The following is a 20,544-nucleotide window of genomic DNA, read 5'->3' as shown; positions in this document are numbered from 1 at the left end:
TGCTAACATGATTGCTTGTGCGTAATGATATTCCAAAAATACGGTCTTAATCAAATAGGTTATAAAGCAGTGTTAAATATACTTAGCATTTCTTTTGATACATAAAATAGTTTTTATCCTAACTCCACAACACGATCCATTACCGCAAACACAAAGAGAGGTATGATATGAAAACCAGCAAAATTTTAGACGAAGATATCCTTAATAAAATTAAAATAACAGTTATTCCTGAAAGTGAGCTGTATAAGCAAAGAATGCGTGAGAACGCGATACTTCTCATTGATTCCTATCTAAAAAAACACAACAAGGCTTTCCTTGTTCGGGTTACGATAACATATCCTCAAGATTACCAAGAACAGCCGCAACCTTCCCATATTTCACAATTCGCAGCAAAAATGATTCAACACTTCTCGAGAAAAGGATATGATCCCAAGTATATGTGGGCCAGAGAGATAGCTTCTAGCCCACATCATCACTATCATTTTGCCATAATCCTAAACGGGAACCACATTCAACATCCAGCAAAGGTTACCTCTAAGGCGCAAGAACTATGGGGAACAACAATAGGGTATGAAGCTAAGGGGCTTGTTAATTATGATAATTCAAACATGATTAGGCGAGACAACGTTAACTTCAGGGAAGGCTACATCAAATCACTTACTATGCTTAGATATCTCACAAAAGCATTAAGCAAAGGTCAGGCTAATGACGGCCTAAGAGATTTCGGAATATCAAGATTGCAATGACGAAAAACACTACACATGCTGCAGTGTTTCCTTGGATCTTGCTTAATAGCGTATGTCTTTGAATTTTTTTGCCCGTAAGCACAGCTTGGGAAGATGAAGTAGTGTCAATTATCTATCTCTAATGACTATAATTAGCCATGCCCTACGATCTCAAATATCGCGTGTTGATGCCCCGATTTCTCGGGGGGTGAGAGAGCTCGCAAGAGGTATTTTACCCTTCTCAAGGGTACACTCTACACCCCATCGGAAATTACTAACTTACAATGGCATACTTTTGGGAGAGTCAGGTCAGCCCGACTGAAACGACTTGTAGGCGAGCAGGCACTTGATATCGTCATCCTGAAGGACGTGATTTCAAAAAACTTTTGAAGCCCGCAGCCTATTGGGAAGCCGTCATCACATTCAGGCTGCGCATGGCTACTCAAAGTGGGCGTGCCGAGTGATTCAGTTTAACCGATGTCCAGCTGGGCGGTCATCATTTGAAGACCGTGATCTTCTTTTACGAACGCGGATGCTGGAACTGGCAGAAGATCGGCGGTGTTTCGGTTTTCCGCGCCTGCATGAGTTATTGCGCCGGGAAGGGTTGGTGCAGAATCACAAGCCCAAACTGGAAGAATTCCGGGCAAAGAATATCCCTTACACCGTATGGAAAATCGCTATGTTGCAGTGGCGTACTCATGGTAGTGAGGGGCAAGAGGGGAGTTTGGCCAATTCTTAGCGCTAATTTAGTTGGGTTACTCCTGCCCATTCCACCCCAGAGCCAGCAGATGGTCCTTGCGCCCAACAATAACAAGTTTAGTTCTTGCTCTGGAAAATGCAATATATTGCAAAGCGTTGTCGCGGATTAACGAATCGGTACAAACCACGATGAGTACCGAAAATTCAAGTCCTTTCAGTCGTTTGACTGTGTCGACAGTAACGGAGTTGTCACAAGGAGAACCATTGCACAGATTAAACTTTCGCTTCGGAATTTGTTTCGAAAGTTCGCTTATGAGTTCATTTGCCTGTACATCAACCGCTACAGCCAACTGTGAGGGGTTGACTCCCTCATTATTAAACATTCTGCGAATAATGTCCGCAACTACCATAATTGCAGAGCCCTGATTTTGTGTGATCCGCCACTCAACTGGAGGGCCATCCGGGCCAGCAGCCGATATTATGGGGCCTTTGTAAAAACGATTAATTGTGGCAAATATTTGCCGAGAATTGCGAAGGTTTTTATCCAAGGGAATATCAATGGATTCGGTGTGTTCAGGAAGTGAGGGGCTGCCATAAACAGCTTGGTTACAATCCCAAAATATTCGCAGCTTAGAATGCCGCTCTCTTAGCAGCGAATCAATGGCTGGCCACCAATGGGCTTTGAAATCCTGGCCTTCATCCACAATTATAGCATCATATCTTGCCTGTGGCACTAGTTCGGCGGCGTTAAGTAGAGCCTCAGGCAGAACATCTTCATATAGCTTGGCAGAATCTTCCGTGTCGATCTGCAATCCTGCCTTTTTTGCCATATGACCGCATAATGCATGAAAAGTGTATACTTGCACGTCACGGCAATCTTGCAGGTCATGCCGGATTTTTTGAGCTAATGGGATATTGAAGCATATCAATAGAGTCGTGAGCTCGTTTTGAGCACACCTGATGGCTTCTTCTACGGCAAGAACTGTTTTGCCTGTTCCAGCACCGCCGGATATGGCCGCCCGTTTAATATTTTGAATTGTATTAAGAATGATGAACTGGCCCTGCGTCAGGGTAAAGAAAGCCTCGTCATTGTCTTCAATGTCATAGGCCAAAGGGCGATGAAGGTTGACCGGCTTCGCAAGCACATCTTCTAGCGCCTGTAGACCGTTTTTGCCCAACTCCCTGATATTCGCACTGCCCGATCTCAGCCTCTGCTTGACCCATGTCCCCAAACTGCTGACAAACTGGTTTCTGTCACAGAATATCTCTCTGGGTCCATCCGCTCCCAAACCGATCGCAGGAACTTCACAATCTGGAAATATGACTCCGTGAGTGATGTGAATTTTCCATTTTGGCCAGCCCGCAGAATTTATAAACTTTTGCAATAAATGATACTTGGATTTGCTGGCTTGGGCTATTGGATTTTTGATTATGTGAGTAATGTCATGACGATCGAGGGATGTCCATTGATCAATTTCGGGGGTGTACCGGATTCGCCCCCCCTTTACCTCAAGGCACAAGATGCCATGTTGAGGGTGAGCCACAAGAAAATCACATTCGCCGTCAATTTCTTCTCCTAACCTAGTCAGGCCATGCCATGGGCGCGAATAGAACACAACGTAGTCAGACCCCAATTCTGCATCAAGCTTGTGGAAAACACGGCATTCGGTGCTTCTGAGGGGACTGCGCTGAATGTCGGCCGGAAGTCGACGAGGCCACATTTTAGCCATTGCTTGCCACCTTTAGTGCCGAAAAGTACCCTCCGTATGGAGACTCTGCCCAGCCAGTCACCATTCCCCGATCAAGGAAATGATTGAACTCTTCACAAGAAGTTTCTGGTGCCAACACACAAGAATGGCAGGCGGCGGCGCACAAGCTTTCATTTCCACACATCAGCCCAGAAATACACAGTGGATCAGAAGAGCACCATTCGATCGATTGTATCGCCTTTGGTACCGTGCTTCCAATTTTTGTCTCTTTTCCTTGCCGTTGCAGACCTCCAAGCGTTCCATCTGCATCGGATGTAGCGGTATAAATAATCAGTCCGGCCATATCGGTATCGTCCACATAAAGGCGCTCACGCAAAGCCGTGCTTGAATACCCACATTCCAAAGTCAGTTGGCGCATGAGGGCGTGTGCGAAAGTATGGACAAGCAAAAAACGAGGAGTAACAACTCTGTCAACAGGAGTGTCTGTCCCGTTCTTCTCTTTCCACTGACGGGTGTATTCTTTTTGAATTTCTCCGGCACGTTGCATGATCTCAACCCGAGTTTCCCATTTATGAAGAGTTTCTAGGTTGAACGATATAAATATTCCCTCACCTTTTACTTCAACGGCTGGCAACCATTGCTTGGGCTCCTTTGAAATAGGAGCAATGTTGGCACCATCCATTCCTGGTGGATAAATCCTGGTGAACCCTTTCAAAGCGCGGACTTCTCGTAATCTGACGAGACGCACAATATGTGAAAAATAGTTTGAAAGGCTTGGAGGTACTTTTTCCTCGCGCATTTCAAAGTTCTGATCTTCGTCAGATTTAGCATCGGTAGAAGACGTGAATTGATAGTATTCAGCGTCTCTCAAGTTATTGCAGTCGGCGTTCACCAACTGTTGCTCGCGTCTTTCAATCTGTCTGGCCAGTTCTTCAGGTGTTAGTCCCAGATATCGCAGAATATCCCCCAAACCTTTCGGGGCCAAAATTTCGATCATCTTTGTTTTATCTTTCAAGTCGGGGATCGCCACCAATGATCCCCAGAACACACCGAGGTTTTCTGGCAAATTGTCGGACCAAGGCGGTATGCTGAGTGCCGTTTCTACACAAGGATAAAACATATTTGATGCCCCGCGTTGCATCGCTCTGGGAACATGTGTGCATGGTTGAGGATCAACATCACCCAACCAAGGACGCTTTTTCGAGCATCGAAAGTTTCGGTTTTTCCAGTTTTTTGCACTGAAAATCCCATCAAGCGTTTTGCTTGCTCCGCATTTGGGGCAGCTCAATACAAGGCCGGCCAAGCCTGGTCCCTCAGCAGTGAGTTTTAAAAAACCATATTCACCATTACATTCTTTGTCTTTGTGTCCTACCCATAAGTGCCAAGGAAATTCATCTAGGTGCCCCTTTTCACAGGCCATGACAAAACGCACCGGAATTGCGAATATTGTATGTCCCTTAGTCGAGCAGTGCTGACATCTTCGCCATGGACGGCCGGCTTCATTTCCCCATTTTGCGGCAGGAGCGAGCCTGTTGCATTGAGGACATTGAAGCCAATTGGGAAATCGTGCGGCCAACAAGGCCGGTGAAGTATTGTTTGGTCCTATGAGCCTTTTGGGAGGCAACACTGGCGGGAGCCTGAATCCGCAAACGCCAAGCTTCTTTTGAAGGCGTTCTTCATAAACGACCTGCTGATGTCCCAAACCAACAGGTGGAAAGCTGGTATCCCAGTCATCAAGGCCAGCAATAACAGCCGAGATGGGGGAGCCTTCTGCTCTGAAGTCCACCACTGCGCCTGGAGCAGCTGTTAGAATGATGGCACTGCGTCGTATCTCACCAAGGTCATTGTTGGGCATGTCCGCTGTCCTGTGTTTGTCGATGTGGACTACTTTAATCTAAATGGAACAGATGGTTCGACCGTACGCATGCTGTTGGGGGTAGGCCGTGCATCACCGAGTGCTTGACCAGCTGCACACTTGGTAGCAGCATCTTCGGCTCCTTGTAGAAGGGAGCTTCCCGGAAGCTTGTAGTTCCAATAATCCTTGGCCCCTCTGGTACGCCACCAATCAAGAATATCATAAATTTCGTCTCGTACAGTCGTTTCCTCTGGATCAACCTCATGGGCTCTGTCACGAAGGAAATCCATTAGCAAGTCGATTTGTTGCTGGTCGGCTAGGCTGATATTCGGTGATGTGAGCATCTTTGGAACTATATGTCGAATCAATCCCACAACAATTGCATGGAGGGCCTTGTCCCGGGCGCGTGGCGCGAAAGGCGTCACACTTGCGGGCTCAACATCGCGGTATAGTGACTCGTGCCATGTGCTAAAATTTTCGTAATGGGATCTGTCTCGCGATTTGGCATTGTTCAGGATGGATACGATAAGACCGGGAATGTCGCCACGTCCAACACGGCTGGTAGCCTGTATATATTCTGACATCCCCTTTGGTTGTCCGTTGACCACCATGAGACCGAGCCGAGAGATATCAACACCGACGCTAAGCATACTTGATGCGAGAACAATATCCAAAGCTCCGTCTTTGTCCATTTTGATTTCAAGATCGTCTAGCATATCACGTACTTCATCTTGGGAAAGCCGAGAGGTGAGTTCACGTACCTCTGATGGTTCGCGACGCTTTTCCTTCCTGCTATGGGCAATAGTCGTTATGGCGTCATGGACGTCGTCTTGCATCAAGACAAGAGCTCCGCCAAGCTCTCGTAATGAGTTGAAGTAGGCAACAAGGGTCCACCAATTATCCAGGAGAGTAGCAGTACCTGATTGGCTGTTTTGCGAAAGGGCGTAAACCGATTGTAGTAGTGAAGCTGAGACAGCTTGAAGTGCAAATTTTGCCGACCGCCCGGCAGTAGTTACGCCCAAGTATATGCGTCCGGAAGAACCCTGTTTCGCAACTGCAAATCCCGAATCTTCAGCGTCAAGGCAGGCAGGAGGAAATTGCTCAGTGGCTCGATTGTAAAGAGCGAGAACTTGCTCGCTGGCTTTTCTAATTGTGGCGGTCGAACCGACAATTTTGGGTCTGATTTCATTGTTTGAGAAAAGCCTGTCTATCAGGGCTTCATATAGGCCTGTCAAGGAACCGAGTGGGCCGCTGATCAAATGAAGTTCATCCTGCACAATCAAGTCGGGAGGCCTGTTTTTGTCCACTCCAAAAAGCGAGTTGGTTGCTTCTTTGCGGACAAGTTGTGCAAATTTATCAACTGTCCCTATAAGCAGACTGGGGCAATGCCTATATATGTCTTCATCTACAGTCCATATGGGCAAGTGCGCAAGCGTTGCCAGCTTACATCCTTTATGAGTGCATCTTGCATGAACTTCCCTTGGATTGCCGGCAAGTTGCCATGTCAGACTGTTTTTGCATAAAGGACATTGAGTCAACTGGGCTGGCGAGGCCAGACTTTTGTCTCCGCCAAGCGCGTGCTCGGCATCAATGATCGTGTTGGGGGTTGCTCCCTTACCGACCCACAGACCTATAGAAAATGGAACCGTTCCAAGGCGAGCCTCATCATCTTTCCGTATGAGCTCGCAGGCAAAAACTAGCGCGCTTGCCCGCATGAATTGTTGGGTTGTAAGGAGGCGGAGCGTATAGCGCATTATTGCAGCCACTCCGGCTCCAGTGTCTGGAGAAGGGCCAAACTTTAAACGGCGGTGGAACATAAGCATGGCGACAAGGCCAAGATATGCTTCCGTTTTGCCCCCGCCCGTCGGGAACCAGAGAAGGTCCATGATCTCTCGTTGCTTAATGGCCGAATCTTCAGGAACAGGATCAAGTAACGTGGATGTGGTGGAAAGGAGAATAAATCCTAGCTGAAATGGCCGCCAGTTCATCTCGGCCTTGGGATCTGATTTTTTCCACCGGTACTGTTGCAACATGGCTTGGTTGGCTAGCCTGAAAGCCAATGCAAAACTGGGTGCTCGTTCGATTTTTTTTGCACCGGCCAGCATCCGCGCCTGGACTCTTCTGCAAGCGGTGATATTCCCCTGTGCTGCAGTTAAATGCTTGGCCAGTTCTGGCGTTGCCAATCTCCGTTCCTGCATGTCCAGCCATTCTCCGTATGCACCGGACAACAAACTCAGAGCATTTCCTAGTTCTTTATCCGAAGCATGTGAAAGCCACGATGCCGACAATACGGAATTCTTTGACTCGTTATGAAGAAGTTTTTGGAAAACTTCATGACCTGCCGAATCTGTGTCCAAAATTTTGCTTTGCGGAATCCATGAGGTGGCAACCAGCTCGGCGATGTCAGGATTGCCGCCAGAAACCTCCCATCTGGCGGAACATGTATGGCCGGTCGCAAATTCTAGTTTTGAGCGGTAAAGTAAACTCATTGATTTGTCATCATCATCAATATCGGGACGCCTTGAAGGCCTAGCAACAAGCTGTGTGCCATCGCTAGGGCGAACAACTATTTCCACTTGAAACAGGGTATGTTTCTCAATGTCTTCACGTCCAGCCTGCGCATCAAGTTGGATGCCGTTGACCAACACGATACTTACGATCGCACCTTGGGGGGTCGCTACTTTCCTTGCATACAGATATACGTCTTTGGGGATGTTGGTATCATTCAGACGTATCTTCGCTGCCTGCTCCTTAATGGCGATATTTTGCATGCTCAGTGTGTGCTGCTTCCTGCGCCAGGCAACAGAGTCATTGGTTTCCGCCAAAAATGTTTCTGGAGAATACATGCCGAACGAAATAGTAAGATCAAGCAATGGAACGTTGCCCTCAAACCTCGTGGCAAAGGATAACCCCGCAGAGCTTGGACGCATCATGCTGGCAAAAGGGGCTTGCTCTGCTTCTGGAGACTGGGATGTGTTACCATCATCGTCTTCCCCTTCAATGCCCAAGCGTTCATCCTCTTCCGGAGCCATTTGTGTTCGCTGTGGCCACAACATACCGGCAAGATAAAGATCACTAGGGCGGCTTTGGAGGAGCATGCCACCACTGGCTGAGCGAGGTTTAAGCAACTCGTCCGCTGCATAGGGACCAATAAGATCTTCTGCCAACCGGATCATGATTTCTGAGCGAAAATCCATTATTTGCTCCCCTTGGCCATCAGTTCTGGGTACCCAATTATTCGGGGGCACAGCATGATGCCCCCTTTTTGCCATGGCGCGTGAAGTTCGTTGGTACTGAGTGTTCTATTTTCTATTGCCACAGTACCTACATCCATAAGCCACAGTCTTTCGATTTTTTGGGGCACTCTCTTTAAAATATCGCGCAGGTCTGTATGGACGGCGTCAGACAAGAAACAAATGGTATGCCCGTCTTCCGTTTTTAACTCATACCGTCTGCCATTAAAGAGCGCAAAAACAGATACTGGGCTATGGGCTTTTTCAATTTTTGCAGCAATTCGCAATAACATTTCTTGGGCCGTGTGAGCTTCCTCAGGATTTTCAAAAATGTTCTTGCCAACCAGTTCAACAGGGGAAATGTCGCATCGCTGGCCAAACATAACCCTTCTGCTGTGCCATTTTTGGGGGATGTACTCCCAAATACGGCTTGTCCGTTCCTTTTGGCCTCCACCCACATCTTCAAAACTTACCTTGGCATGGAGCCACTTTTTGGGTCTTGTCGCACCTACAAACATTACCCTCGTTTCTTCATCAAAATCTATATTCGTACCATGTCTCTTCGAAATTCTGGGGAAGTAGAGATATACAGTGTCTGCTTCGCGCCCCTTTGCTGCGTGAATAGTTCCAACTATGGGCCCAGCTATTCCAAGCTCATGCCTCAGCATATGCTGGGGAAGATTTTGGGATGCAATGTTTTGACGCAAAACTTTCAGTTCAATTCGCTGCCTTGCCCCAGCGACACTAATTAAATTTCCCCAGGCCTCGTCGATGTTCAAATTGGCAAAGTGAAAGCCAATTTTCCTTTTTTCACAAAGGGATACAAACTCTGGCTTGGTTAGTCTTTCGAGATCCAAGCCTCCAAGAACTGCGCCTATCCATGATTCAACGCCATTTGCTATCCCACCCATCCGTATGCGGTGTGGTTTGCCTCCAAGTGCATCTACAGCCTTAAGTACTTCCCGCTTCCACCGGAAGAGGGCAAAGCTGTTATCCTCACCGGCAAAGTGCATAGGATCAAACATTTCACCATCATTGGTATGGGAGTTTTTTTTAATTAGTTCGCATACATTTGAATAATGGACCAAAGAATGTTCTGTGTTGTTCAAGACGGTGTTTCGCACTTCAGAGAATATTGTGACAAGACCACTTGAAGTCGTGCGATGTATGGTATCTAGATTCTTCTCAACAAAAGTATTTTTGCTTTTGCGCAATAATTGGGGGAGGATCTCTATTTGAGTATCATGGCGAGATTGTTCTCCATTTTTTGCACTAAACCCGTATATGGCCTGAGCATCGTCAGAAAAAATGGTAACACCTGCTGCTTCAGGGAGGAGGCCAACCAGAGCCATGACGAGAGAAGCCCTTGCGCCAAGGATGTCTTGCGCCTCGTCAACAACAAGATGTTCTACCGTCTGGATATATTCATGAACCAGAGGGTGCTTCAATAGCATTGAGGTCGCGGTAGTAATATTCCCATCATACCCGGCAGAAATAGTTGCCGCTTCATTAAATCCCGAGTTGATGCTCCAGGCAAACGAGTCCAGGGTAAGTACTCTGACAGAATTAGATAAAAACGGATCATCAAGATGACTCGCAATTCGTGCACGAATTTCCGCAACAGCAGTCCTAGTGAAGCTGACCAAAAAGATGCCATTGGGATTGCAGTCTTGCTCAGTTATGAGAAAAGCAACTCGGGCACAGGCAACAGCCGTTTTTCCTGTCCCCGGCCCTGCTCCAACAAGCATTCTTGCCGATCTAGATGTACGAATTACTTTGCTCTGGCTTTGATCCCAAGAGGGTGTGAGCGGTGGGGTACTCTCTTTCACCGTAGTGACGGGATTCCATTCTTGCAAGCTTTCAAAAAAAAGGTCTTTTTCCACCTTCAAGTCTGGAACGACTTCGCTCTTATCATCTTTGGATGAGGTGTCTGATGGTTGCGTGTGCCTACGTCTTTTGGAAGGCTGGTCTCCAGATATCCAGACTTCCCTGCCATTTTGCACACGCATTGGCTCCCCTTGCCATGTAATGTATAGGTCACCACACAGTTCAAATTCTGGCAGGTCTCCTTCAAAGACAATATGTTCTTTGTCCCATATCTCAATTCGCATGCGTATTTTTAGCCATTCGGTCAAAAGTGCGAACCGCCAAATGACGGGTCAAATGTGGGTGTACCCAGTGTACGGGTATCCAATGAATTGGACCCGTTTCATTAGGAAATAACCGAATCATCACTTACGGTAGATAATTTCGAGTGATTTGTTACAATTTCCGTGTTTGGGGCCTGAATACTTGCACGTTAAAAGTTTTGGACAGCGAATCACAGAGTAATATTTACCATTTATTAAAAGTACACCTGGAATTACAACTTTGCCATCAGAATAGGTACAAGGCGTTCCTAGCATCTTCATTTTTTCCTGAAGGGGGGTCAGCATAATATTGGATGGAAATTTTTCTAGTGCCTGTTTTTCAAAAACTTTTGAAAGATATTCTCGATCTTTAAAAGGTCGTTCCGTTGCAACTATCTGGATGTTGCTTTTGATACATATGTTGGAATGAAGCACATCTGTCATGTGTGATATCTCCCTTTTGCAGGTAAAGCGTAAGTGAATAGGAGATTATTGTAATTCCATAAAGTATATTTATGGTTTCCATTTGAAATACTATCTATAGATATAGCCATTGTCATATTGATATCAATTTCATATTTCATGCGAATAGATTCGTTGACAAATCCATTGCAAGGGACAAGAACAGTTCCAATACGCTCACGAATTCGTGCCAATGTCGGATCATGACTGTCACTGCTCCATCTTATAAAATTAAAAACGGCCGTTTCTATATCTTCAACGATGCCGAAATTAAGGTGTCCGGCGCAGATGGAGTGTGATTGTCCATGAGTTGCAAGAGGAAAAGCACTCCCGTCCGAAAGCTCAACGCCAAGATTCCCGGCGACAATATATGTACCAGGTGTGGATGACAGCATGGCTGCGCCATGAGCAACCTGCCAGTCAGCTTCTTCATCGGGGGGAATAACTAGGCAATCCTCTGCTTGGTGTTGAATGCGATGATAGAGGTCAACAAGCTTGCTTGAACCCCCAACCATCAATATACAGCCAATATCCTTGTAGCTGAATCCGGCATCCGACACCACCTTTTGCAATGCATCAAGACTCATTCTGTATTCTGCATCAATAAGGCCTGTGAGTTGAAGCCGGTCCAATGGCACAGCTAGGTCGACCCCATTCAAAAAATTAGGTATAAAAATGGTATAATCGTCTGTATTTGCAAGTTGACACTTGGCCGCCTCGCAAGCGACTAGAAGTCTGTCTTGTATTTTAGACTCCAGATCGTGAACCGGAATGGAATTCCCCGTTTGCTTTTGAAATTCCTTGTATACATATTGAGCTATTTTTTTATCGAGGTCATCTCCCCCGAGAGGAATACCCAGTGCTGCAATTTCGGTGACATACTCTCCACGATCGAGTTGGAGAAGAGATATATCTAAAGTCCCCCCCCCCCAGTCAAACACAGCAACTTTCTGCCAAGGTTCTACCTTGTCGATGTTTCTAAAAAGTGCAGCCGTTGGTTCGGAGATAAAGCTCTTAATTTTAAACTTAGCCTCTAGGGCTGCTTCGCGGAGTTCTTTCCGTTTTATGGGGGAAAAGCCTACAGGAATTGCCACTACAGCTTCATCTAAGCTGGACTGCTTGCCCGTAACGGTCTCGCCTAGCCCGATAAAAATTTCCTTAGCAATATCCTTGGCAGTCCAAAGCCGGTTTCCAATTTTTTGGCAAAAGTCAGTTCCTAGGTGTGTTTTTGAGGATGTTACAATTTCGCACTCCTCGTTGAGGTAATTCCTGTTCTCTTTTACCTCCAGACCGCGAGCAATGACGTGGCCTGTAATTTTGTCGATTGCAACCAGCGAGGGAAATGGCAGTCCGGCACGCACACTATGCTGTACAGGAACGCCATTAAGCCACTCCACCGTGGCACTATTTGTAGTGCCGAAATCGATTCCAAACGGCATGAAATACTTCCGTTAGTCGTTGAATGTGATTCCCAACCTACCAAGTTTGCTAAAAACATGCCCAAGCATTATTTTTGCAACCTTGTGCCCCTCGCTATCACCAAGTTGATTCATGTCATTGAATTCCTGAAAAAGTAAATCATGAACTTTTTCAGTAAGTTCTCTCTTCGAATGCTCGGATTCAATGGCTATTCGCTTTGCCATTTTGTCAATTTGGGCAGTACAATCGCTTTTTGCAGCGCAAATTGTTCTGTCAAGGGCAGCAATAGTCCTATCTTTTGCTTCAAGTTGTTCTATGAGTTTGGCAATCTTTTCTTCAAAGATACTTAATTCCTGTGTATATAGCTCTATTGATTTTCTCTGCGCAATCAATTTTTTATTTTCATTTTCCAAGGAAGACAGCTTTTGATAAAAGCTGTCTTTTTGTGCTTGTAATTTTGATATATTTTGAGATTGTTCATTAATCTTGGTTGTGTTTAATTCAATCTGACATTTGTACGCAGAAAGTCTTTTTCCAATCTCTCCAAGAAGTTCTGTGTCGATAACTTTTTGAAATAAAATTTGTTTATCTGGATTTATTTCTTCTTCTATTGGAATAGATTTTGGGAATAAATCTCTGAGAGTGCCAAATGGTACCCTTGCGGTATCGGCTGCAGTACGAATTGCTTCATATTCAGCCACCATAGACATTGGCCACATTAAGATTTCATTGCTGATAGCATTTGGAAATGCGTCAACGCATGCCAGATACTGGTTATGAATAATAAGCCAGTGTAGTAGCTGGCTCTGCAAAGTGCATTTGCTGGCCAAAGGGAAAGTCGCTTTTCCAACAAAAAAGACTTCAAAAAGTTGTAAGGCTACAATTTTTAACACGCGACTGTTGGGAAATCGATATCGAAATATTGCAGTAATTGGCCGAGAATCTTCTCCGGCAAAGTATTTAAGGATGGAATCTATATAGCATTTTGGCAATATGCCCTTTTTTCGTAGCTTTTTATCATCCATGCGTTCTAATATCAGCAGTCCTGAAGATGGGTCTACGATGGAAACCGTAGCTGCAATTTGAATTTTGAAATCACGATAATTATTTTTTTCAAACTGAGAATGGAGTTGGAAAATAAATAGATCCTTGCGTCTTATGTCTGGCCATACGCGTTCAATCGTTTTGACCAAAAACCATCGGGGCAAGCTTTCTAGACCGCTAAGAGAGGGCTTTTCTGGACCCCCGACAATCCCTCTGAATGCCGCGATCAACTCGGCCAGTTTTTCATCACCAAGCCTCTCGCAAGATATTCCTTCAAGCTCGGTTGCCAACCATTTTATATCGACCGAGTTATAACCCACTTGTATTACCTCAATAATAATTTTGTTGAGCTGTTATGAAAAATACTTCGCCAAAATTGAAATTCCGTCATCAGTAGTATCGCTCAACAAGCCCTTAACAACGGGGAGAAGTTCTGTTGGAATATGTACGGTATCTACGTTCACCATCAATTGTTTTCGACCTGACTCTTTCAGTATCACCAACTGGAGAATTCGTGCAAGGGCACCCACTACACCTAGTTCACGTTCCAGCTTGTGAGCCGAAGAATAACTATTCGTAAACTGGTGATCGATGAATTGGCGCCATGCTGTAGTAAGATCTCGGCCGCCTGGGAGATTAGCAATCATGCCAGAATAGGTTGTGCGAGCGTTTCCAGTTACTTGGGCAAGCCATTCAATAATGTGCCTACCTAGGTCGGTACACAGTGTGTTCAGTCTTGAAATGCGCTGACATTCAAGCCGCACTTTATCAACCCAACGAAGGCTATAGACTGCCTTGGGGTCGAAGGATGCCTCAATCAAAGAAGCAAGCTGTTCCGGATTTTCATCTGTGTTTACTTTTTTGGCCGCTAAATACCAAAGTAGTGTTTTTCTTGTTTCTGCAGGAATGTTTTGGAGAATCTGCTCATTCTGCATATCAAGATTGTGGATGCGCGCACCATCAAACACATAGGCGCATGAAGCGAGTATCCACGCTATATTTTGAATTTTTTGAGGAAACGTAGATATAATTTTTACGTCGAAAAAATTGTGATGTTGCCTGGAGAGTGCATTGGCCAACTCTCTGAATGACTTTGCCCACTCTGTGGGCAGGGCAAAGAAGAATTCATTTGGGTATGACCATATTTCTGATAAGTTGCTAATAAATATTGGTAAATTCAAATAGATTACACAGCCCTCAAGGGTATCAGTTCCTTGCGACAATAGCCCCCAGCCTTCTTGCCAGCTCTCAAGCTCTGCCCCTATGGTGCTCTTTATGTTGAGTTTTATAGTTCCGTTCCCTCCAAAACGTGTCCCCGTCTCTATAGAAACATTTTGCGTATTACTTTTAATACAAAGTTCCAACTTGCTTCCAGGGTATCCTTCGATGAGTAGATTTTCCTCAAAATCCTTCTGAGAGGAGAGTAGTAATTTTGAGCCAGATTCCAGCCTGAGCATGTCCCTATAAATTGGGATTTCAAACGGTATTACCAACTCCCCATTTACTATCTCGCCACGCATCTTCGAAACATTACAGGGGATAATCCACTTTTTCCCTTGTTCTTTGCTTGTGGCAGGCTGAGAAAATTTTAAGCGGTAGCCTTGAGGCGAGTGAAGGGCAACATGCACTGATTCTTCAGGTGTCAGTAGTTTCTCTGGACACGTTTCAAAATCAATTTTGTCAATAAAAACAAAAACCCACTTGCCAATTTGTCTTTCGCACTTCGTGCCAGAACTGCGCCCCGCAATTTCAAACCAGAGTTCAAGTTCGCAAGGGGGGGCTTCAAATAGCTCATTCAAATCGAGCAATGCAACATTGCTTGCAGAGAGTTCAAATGACTCTAAAGGAACTAGATTGGTCTTCCCGGCAACGCTGTATACCACAATATATCTGCCCGCCTGAACGGATTTGAAATTTCCGATGGCGATATTTCCAAAGGGGCTCATATAAACATGATGATCAGTAACAAAAGGTGGGCTGATTGGAGGCTTGTCAGGCCAGTAAATATGGGGGGGGGAGATTTGCTGTTCGAAAGATGATTGGGAGGAGCGCGGCTCAAAGTTTGTTGTGATGGAAGTCCCATCAAAGTATCTCAGAAAGTCGGCCCAAAAATTCGGGCGGTATCCTGGCAGTAAGCACAGGTTGTCCGGGCCGATTAGGTTCCTCTCATATTGTGAGAGGCTGTTTGCAACATCTGTAACGAAATGCCATCCGCTGATATCTGCAAGAAAACTGTGTAAAAATTTTGATAAATCACAAGGTATGCATTTTTTGTAATCAATATAACTCAGATTTGATACTATATCACATGAACCGTGTGTCTTTAATAGTTTTATAAAATCTACAAATTGGCTCATGTAGTACTGACTTACGCCGCATTCCTCCAGAATACGACCTACATATCTGAATGGACCGCTTCTTTTTTCAAAGTTTTTACCTCTCAGACTTCGCAAATAATTTTCAATAACATTTCCAATGCCTGACTGAACTGCTGGATTACAATCAAGACGAAGACTTTTACAAAAAAAATGCCAAAAACCATTATCATCATAGTGGTAATATGCGCAATTTACAGCCAATACTGATATTGGCGTAGCGAAATTATTATAGCTGTCTTGTTCTTTTAGATGGGAAGATAACGCGTGTAAGTAGGTGGCAGTTTGCGTTTCTGATAGAGCAATTTCACCCAAAAAAGATAGCTGCGGAGCTAGCTTTTTCCAATGGCCAATTGCTTCATCAAGATCGTGCACTTTGGACTCCACAAAACAAGCGTCACATGTGGGGTACTAAAATTAACCCAAAAACCACAAGTCTTCTTCATGTTTGCAATTGTATAAATATATAGCAATGTGTATATTAGTCAAGGACTCTGAGGTGTCTGGCTTTTGGTAGTGCGTTTAAGTTCTCTCGGTTCACAGATCAACAGTAGTTGCCTGCAACGCGGTCCATACGCTTTCCGCAATTTGTTTAGCAAGCAACGGGGGGACCGCATTGCCCACCTGAACATATTGCGCCGTCCTTGGCCCCTCAAAGAAATAATTATCAGGAAACGTCTGGAGCCTTGCAGCCTCACGCACTGTTAAACTCCTGCACTGGGTAGGATCCGGATGTATAAAAGAATGTCCATCTTTTGAAAGATGGCTAGTTATTGTAGTAGATGGGCGATCTATCAATTGGGTCCTAAATCTGTCATCAAAGTAGCCTGTTTCCCAGTTGGCATGATTGGGGGCAAGGCCCGGCAGTGTGAAATCTTTTGACCCAATAGGGTTTTTCTTTTCAACGCTAGCATAGGTTGCTGTATAAGCATATCTGCGAAGATCGCTGGCCATATGCGTTCGTGTTTCATGGTTTAGCCATCCTTCCAAATGTTCATCGTGCAGCCATGCATGCAATGGTGCTGTAAGCATGTTGGGTTTTCCATATTTTCCTCTAATCCAACGCTCACCGCGGGTGAGGTCTTTATGTGTGACTTCTTTGCCTGCATCCTCTAGGGCTCGCGCAAGTTTATACTTTCCCGACTCCCAAGCATATTTGGCAAGATCGTCAAACCCTGATGCCACGAGGTTTTTCCAAAGGTATGTAGAATCTTCTTGGCGGGAAAGACCGCTGCGAAGAGCAGGCATATCCCCAATCGCATCCCAAACTGTTACGGGTTTAGAGGGCGACAGTTTGGGTAGCGTTGTAGATATGTCTTCCCTGATGCCTACGAGAATTACCCTATGCCGAGCCTGTGGAATGCCGTAACGCTCACATTGCACAATAAAATTTTTTAAATCCAGTTCCTCCACATCCATCCCAGGTTTGTAGCAAGTATCTGCAACAAGAGAATGTATGGAATATTTGTAGTCCTTCGCGCCGCGTTTGCTTTGCCCTGGGCAACTTAAATCTTTCAGGATTCGATGAATGATGTGCTCCTGATCCAACTGGCAGGATAACATCCCACGAACATTTTCCATCACAAAGATTGAGGGACGAAACTGTCTGATGACATTGAGGTATTCTTTGTATAGTCGGTGCCTTGGGTCTTCTTTATTTTTCTCACCTGCACGAACTCTTCCTACAACTGAATAAGCTTGACATGGTGGGCCTCCAATCAGAACCCAATGTTCTTTCTTCGAAATAAGCCGATCAATTCGATTGTATAGCATTGTATCATCTTGAATTTCGTCTTTTCCTAATTCTAGTTGGAGGGCTTCTGATTCAGCTTCAGCCCATAAATCTACAGTTTCTGCGGTCCATGGATTGCTAGATAGGCCTTTATAATATAAATATAATTTTTCAATTGATTTTCTATTCCGTTTTAAAAGCCTCCAATAAGCACGTAGACGCAGTGTGCTGTGTGCAAATTTGTCCTTTTCGACAGATATTGCAATTTTAAACGGGTGTTGCCCTCCGGACTGAAAGGAGGAAAATCCTTCACCTAATCCGCCCGGCCCAGCAAATAAATCAACTATTTTATATTGTTGCATTTAACAACACCATGTCATTAGATAAAAATGATGGATAAAATTATTCCCGCAAAATGGAAAGGCATGATGTCTGGTACAACCAGAAATATTAAGTGGGAAGTTCATATCAAAACACGCTTCACCCCCATAATTCGGGGTATCTCCTTAGAAAAAGATTTATAAGTATTATTTTTGATATTGCATTTTCAAAATAGAAAATTACGGTATTGTACACTGCTATTTCTGAAACTAGATCAAAAAAATTACAAATATTCAACAGCGCAAAAATTACCCAGAATGGTGGCAGAAAAATTCTGCGAAAATCCCAATCTGACTAGCATCGTTTTATGTGCTGTTTACAGGATAAATGTAAATCTATGGTGTTCAGCCTCTTTCGTCCGTAAGTGAAAGGAAGCTAGGTTGTACCGTCAGGCCGTATTGTTCTTTCAACGAGAGACCTTCTATGTCACATATAAATTCCCGTCACCAACGAGGGGCATAGACTAAGCACTCGTGTCAGTTCTCGAAAACTATTTAACCTTCCTGTAACGCCATAACTATTTGGCCGTCCAGCAGATTTCCATAATTTTGCCTTTAAAGATATCAAAGTAAACAGCCAATGTACACTTTGGGACGGTGTCCAATAAGCTGTTATCTGGCAAGACATGTGTCAAAGGTAAACCCGCAAGAGTGTGGATTAGTTGCACTGCACAAATTTGATGGGGCTATGACATTCTCCCCAGAAAGCAGGCTGCATCTCAATAATTTTCATAAATATATTATTCTTTTGAACAGACCGGATTTGTGCTTCTAAACTCTCTAAAACCCCTGCTCAGTAGTATACTGGGCAGGGGTTTACAATTCTTGGAGGTAGCCATGGGGTCATACCAATCGGAAAACGTTACCGAATTGGCTAAGGCACTGCTCAACATTCAGAGAACCGTGCAGCCTGTTACAAAAGACGCTGAAAATCCCTTCACCAAGAGTTGGTACGCCAGCCTCAACAGCGTCATGGACGCCTGCCGAGATGCGCTTATCGAAAACGGCATCTGGCTGTGCCAGTACCCTGTGCCTGTGGAACACCCAAATGCCCTCGGCCTAGTCACCAAGCTGACGCATGCAGAGTCGGGGCAGTGGCAAAGCTCCCTTGCCGTTGTTCCTCTGCCGAAGGCCGATCCGCAGGGCATGGGATCGGCAATGACTTACGCTCGCCGCTACGCTTTGACCGCCATGTTGGGCATGGTAACTGAAGATGACGATGGCGAAGGGGCTAAAAATGGCAAAAAATCGATCACCCGCCCCAAATTGCCCGTAATTGCCCCTGAATTACGAAGAGAGCGACAACGCGAATCATCCACCGCAAACAACCTTTCAAGCCCCTCAAATCGTCCGCCAGCGAGCCTTGAGAGCCTTCCACCGCTTGAAGGAGTCACCTACCAGCAGGTTACTGCCCAGGACGGACGCCCTTGCATCATTGCCACCGGCAACACGCAAGCAAAAAAGGAACTGCTGACTGGTTCGGGCTTCCGTTGGAACCCGCAGAGAAAATTGTGGTGGAAGTATGTTGACGCTGCATAGCAAAAATAAAAATGTCGAGTGAGAGGGCTGCCTGATGGCGGCCCTCTCGCTTTTATGGAGACTAAACCATGGAACAGAACCGCACGGAAGGATTACGGGCGTTAATTAGGCAAGGTCTGCAAGCCGTTGCCCGCAAAGACACACTCGCCCATCTGGGCGACCGCTCCAGCTATGTGGGAATGAGTGATATCGGCCAACACTGGGAATGCCCCCGGGCGGCGGTGGCCAGAAAGGTGCTGCCCACCACAAACAGCCTGGAACGCCTGCTTACGTTGCAACGCGGGCACTGGTTCGAATCTGGGGTTGGGCAAGCCCTGGTATCACTTGGCCTCCATGTACTGCCCCAGCTTGAGATCAACTGGCAGCATCAGGGCGTACCTATCAAAGCCCATCTTGATTTTGTGCTGGTCTGGGGTGCGCCCGTTAATGCCATACGCATTCTGGAAGTTAAAAGCACGGACAAGTTACCAGCTTCGCCTCACGATTCCCATCTGCTGCAACTGCACGGGCAAATCGGCCTTTTGGTAAAAGCATGGAACAAGCCCGTTTTCAGTCTTCGTGCTGAGGACGGCACTATTCTGCATGACAAAATGACTTTCCCACAACTTTGCCGTGTCCAACTTGGCATTCAGTTGCCCGCAACTGCTGCCGAGGCAAGTATGGAAGCGTGGTTGCTCTGCCTTTCCATGAAAGAGGTTAAAACATTCGGCCCCTATGGCTTCAATCAGGCCATGCTGGATACGGCCCTTGACCATGCGGCGCAACTTTGGGGTGAGCTAACGGCATTTCGCGCCGGGCACATAACCCTGACACAGGTGGATTGCGCTCAAGGCTTTTACCCATTGTGCTCGTACTGCGAGCACAATGGTGACTGCCCCAAATTTCCGCAGGGCATACAGATGCCCCAATGGGAGCCAGCGCTGGAAAAGCTGGCAGCCCTTAAAGAGCAGCGCACCTCTTTAGATAATGAAATCAAAGAAATGGAGACGGTACTCAAGCTTGTTCACCGTCAGGCTGGCACTCGGGACTGGGTAGACACGGGAAACTATCGCTTCCGCATGTCAGTGGCAGCTGGTCGCACCACTTTGGACAAAGATGCTCTGCGGGAGGAGTTGACCGAGATTTTTAACGCTGAGCACATGGGCGACATCGACGTGGACACCTTGCTGGCCCGTTGCGAGCGCACGGGTTCACCTTTCGAAAGATTGAGTATTTCGCCCATAAACTGAAGGACGGGAGGTCA

13 protein-coding genes are annotated in these 20,544 nt (G+C 45.8%); 4 read left to right on the top strand and 9 right to left on the bottom strand.

Annotation, left to right across the window (positions count from 1 at the left end; all coding sequences use genetic code 11):
* Positions 1-167 precede the first annotated feature (167 nt).
* Both ACUZ9P_RS01965 and ACUZ9P_RS01960 read left to right on the top strand, forming a co-directional pair.
* Positions 168-746, top strand: coding sequence for a YagK/YfjJ domain-containing protein (locus ACUZ9P_RS01965; RefSeq protein ID WP_449248425.1), 579 nt, complete (start codon positions 168-170; stop codon positions 744-746).
* Positions 747-1,257: 511 nt separating this feature from the next.
* Entirely contained in the window at positions 1,258-1,464 is a 207-nt protein-coding gene (locus ACUZ9P_RS01960; RefSeq protein WP_449248424.1) for a hypothetical protein, read from the top strand.
* Between the two features lie 16 nt (positions 1,465-1,480).
* On the opposite strand, the gene ACUZ9P_RS01955 is transcribed toward ACUZ9P_RS01960, so the two are convergent.
* The 9 genes from ACUZ9P_RS01955 to ACUZ9P_RS01915 all read right to left on the bottom strand — a co-directional run bounded on the left by ACUZ9P_RS01955 (position 1,481) and on the right by ACUZ9P_RS01915 (position 17,744).
* Positions 1,481-3,154 (bottom strand): NERD domain-containing protein, encoded by a 1,674-nt coding sequence (locus ACUZ9P_RS01955; protein WP_449248423.1) that lies wholly within the window; start codon positions 3,152-3,154, stop codon positions 1,481-1,483.
* Positions 3,147-4,988, bottom strand: a complete 1,842-nt coding sequence (gene drmB, locus ACUZ9P_RS01950) for a DrmB family protein (RefSeq protein WP_449248422.1) — start codon at positions 4,986-4,988, stop codon at positions 3,147-3,149. The genes ACUZ9P_RS01955 and drmB overlap by 8 nt, the downstream gene beginning before the upstream one ends.
* 29 nt (positions 4,989-5,017) lie before the next feature.
* On the bottom strand, positions 5,018-8,185 hold the full coding sequence (locus ACUZ9P_RS01945) for a helicase-related protein (protein ID WP_449248421.1): 3,168 nt from the start codon (positions 8,183-8,185) through the stop codon (positions 5,018-5,020).
* Entirely contained in the window at positions 8,185-10,356 is a 2,172-nt protein-coding gene (locus tag ACUZ9P_RS01940) for a UvrD-helicase domain-containing protein (RefSeq protein ID WP_449248420.1), read from the bottom strand. The genes ACUZ9P_RS01945 and ACUZ9P_RS01940 overlap by 1 nt, the downstream gene beginning before the upstream one ends.
* 96 nt (positions 10,357-10,452) lie before the next feature.
* Positions 10,453-10,794, bottom strand: a complete 342-nt coding sequence (locus ACUZ9P_RS01935; protein ID WP_449248419.1) for a hypothetical protein — start codon at positions 10,792-10,794, stop codon at positions 10,453-10,455.
* Positions 10,791-12,251, bottom strand: coding sequence for an Hsp70 family protein (locus tag ACUZ9P_RS01930; RefSeq protein ID WP_449248418.1), 1,461 nt, complete (start codon positions 12,249-12,251; stop codon positions 10,791-10,793). Before ACUZ9P_RS01930 ends, ACUZ9P_RS01935 begins: the two co-directional genes overlap by 4 nt.
* Positions 12,252-12,263: 12 nt before the next feature.
* The gene (locus ACUZ9P_RS01925; RefSeq protein WP_449248417.1) at positions 12,264-13,595 is read right to left on the bottom strand and encodes a hypothetical protein; all 1,332 of its coding nucleotides are present in this window, start codon (positions 13,593-13,595) and stop codon (positions 12,264-12,266) included.
* Between the two features lie 33 nt (positions 13,596-13,628).
* The gene (locus ACUZ9P_RS01920; protein WP_449248416.1) at positions 13,629-16,025 is read right to left on the bottom strand and encodes a hypothetical protein; all 2,397 of its coding nucleotides are present in this window, start codon (positions 16,023-16,025) and stop codon (positions 13,629-13,631) included.
* Positions 16,026-16,187: 162 nt separating this feature from the next.
* On the bottom strand, positions 16,188-17,744 hold the full coding sequence (locus tag ACUZ9P_RS01915) for a DNA cytosine methyltransferase (RefSeq protein ID WP_449248415.1): 1,557 nt from the start codon (positions 17,742-17,744) through the stop codon (positions 16,188-16,190).
* A gap of 855 nt (positions 17,745-18,599) precedes the next feature.
* Between ACUZ9P_RS01915 and ACUZ9P_RS01910 the strand changes: the two genes are divergently transcribed.
* Together ACUZ9P_RS01910 and ACUZ9P_RS01905 are read left to right on the top strand one after the other, a co-directional pair.
* Positions 18,600-19,301, top strand: a complete 702-nt coding sequence (locus tag ACUZ9P_RS01910) for an ERF family protein (RefSeq protein ID WP_449248414.1) — start codon at positions 18,600-18,602, stop codon at positions 19,299-19,301.
* A gap of 68 nt (positions 19,302-19,369) precedes the next feature.
* Entirely contained in the window at positions 19,370-20,530 is a 1,161-nt protein-coding gene (locus ACUZ9P_RS01905; protein ID WP_449248413.1) for a hypothetical protein, read from the top strand.
* Positions 20,531-20,544: the final 14 nt, after the last annotated feature.

The sequence above is a fragment of the Desulfovibrio intestinivivus genome, from assembly GCF_053570665.1.
Note: the sequence above shows the minus strand (reverse complement) of the source record. Positions and strands in the feature narration are given on the sequence as shown.

Bases quoted from the DNA above. Each gene is read 5' to 3' on its own strand.
- ACUZ9P_RS01905 (WP_449248413.1), top strand. From the start codon at position 19,370: ATGGAACAGAACCGCACGGAAGGATTACGGGCGTTAATTAGGCAAGGT.
- ACUZ9P_RS01935 (WP_449248419.1), bottom strand. From the start codon at position 10,794: ATGACAGATGTGCTTCATTCCAACATATGTATCAAAAGCAACATCCAG.
- ACUZ9P_RS01915 (WP_449248415.1), bottom strand. From the start codon at position 17,744: ATGCAACAATATAAAATAGTTGATTTATTTGCTGGGCCGGGCGGATTA.
- ACUZ9P_RS01910 (WP_449248414.1), top strand. From the start codon at position 18,600: ATGGGGTCATACCAATCGGAAAACGTTACCGAATTGGCTAAGGCACTG.
- drmB (WP_449248422.1), bottom strand. From the start codon at position 4,988: ATGCCCAACAATGACCTTGGTGAGATACGACGCAGTGCCATCATTCTA.
- ACUZ9P_RS01960 (WP_449248424.1), top strand. From the start codon at position 1,258: ATGCTGGAACTGGCAGAAGATCGGCGGTGTTTCGGTTTTCCGCGCCTG.
- ACUZ9P_RS01945 (WP_449248421.1), bottom strand. From the start codon at position 8,185: ATGGATTTTCGCTCAGAAATCATGATCCGGTTGGCAGAAGATCTTATT.
- ACUZ9P_RS01930 (WP_449248418.1), bottom strand. From the start codon at position 12,251: ATGCCGTTTGGAATCGATTTCGGCACTACAAATAGTGCCACGGTGGAG.
- ACUZ9P_RS01955 (WP_449248423.1), bottom strand. From the start codon at position 3,154: ATGGCTAAAATGTGGCCTCGTCGACTTCCGGCCGACATTCAGCGCAGT.
- ACUZ9P_RS01965 (WP_449248425.1), top strand. From the start codon at position 168: ATGAAAACCAGCAAAATTTTAGACGAAGATATCCTTAATAAAATTAAA.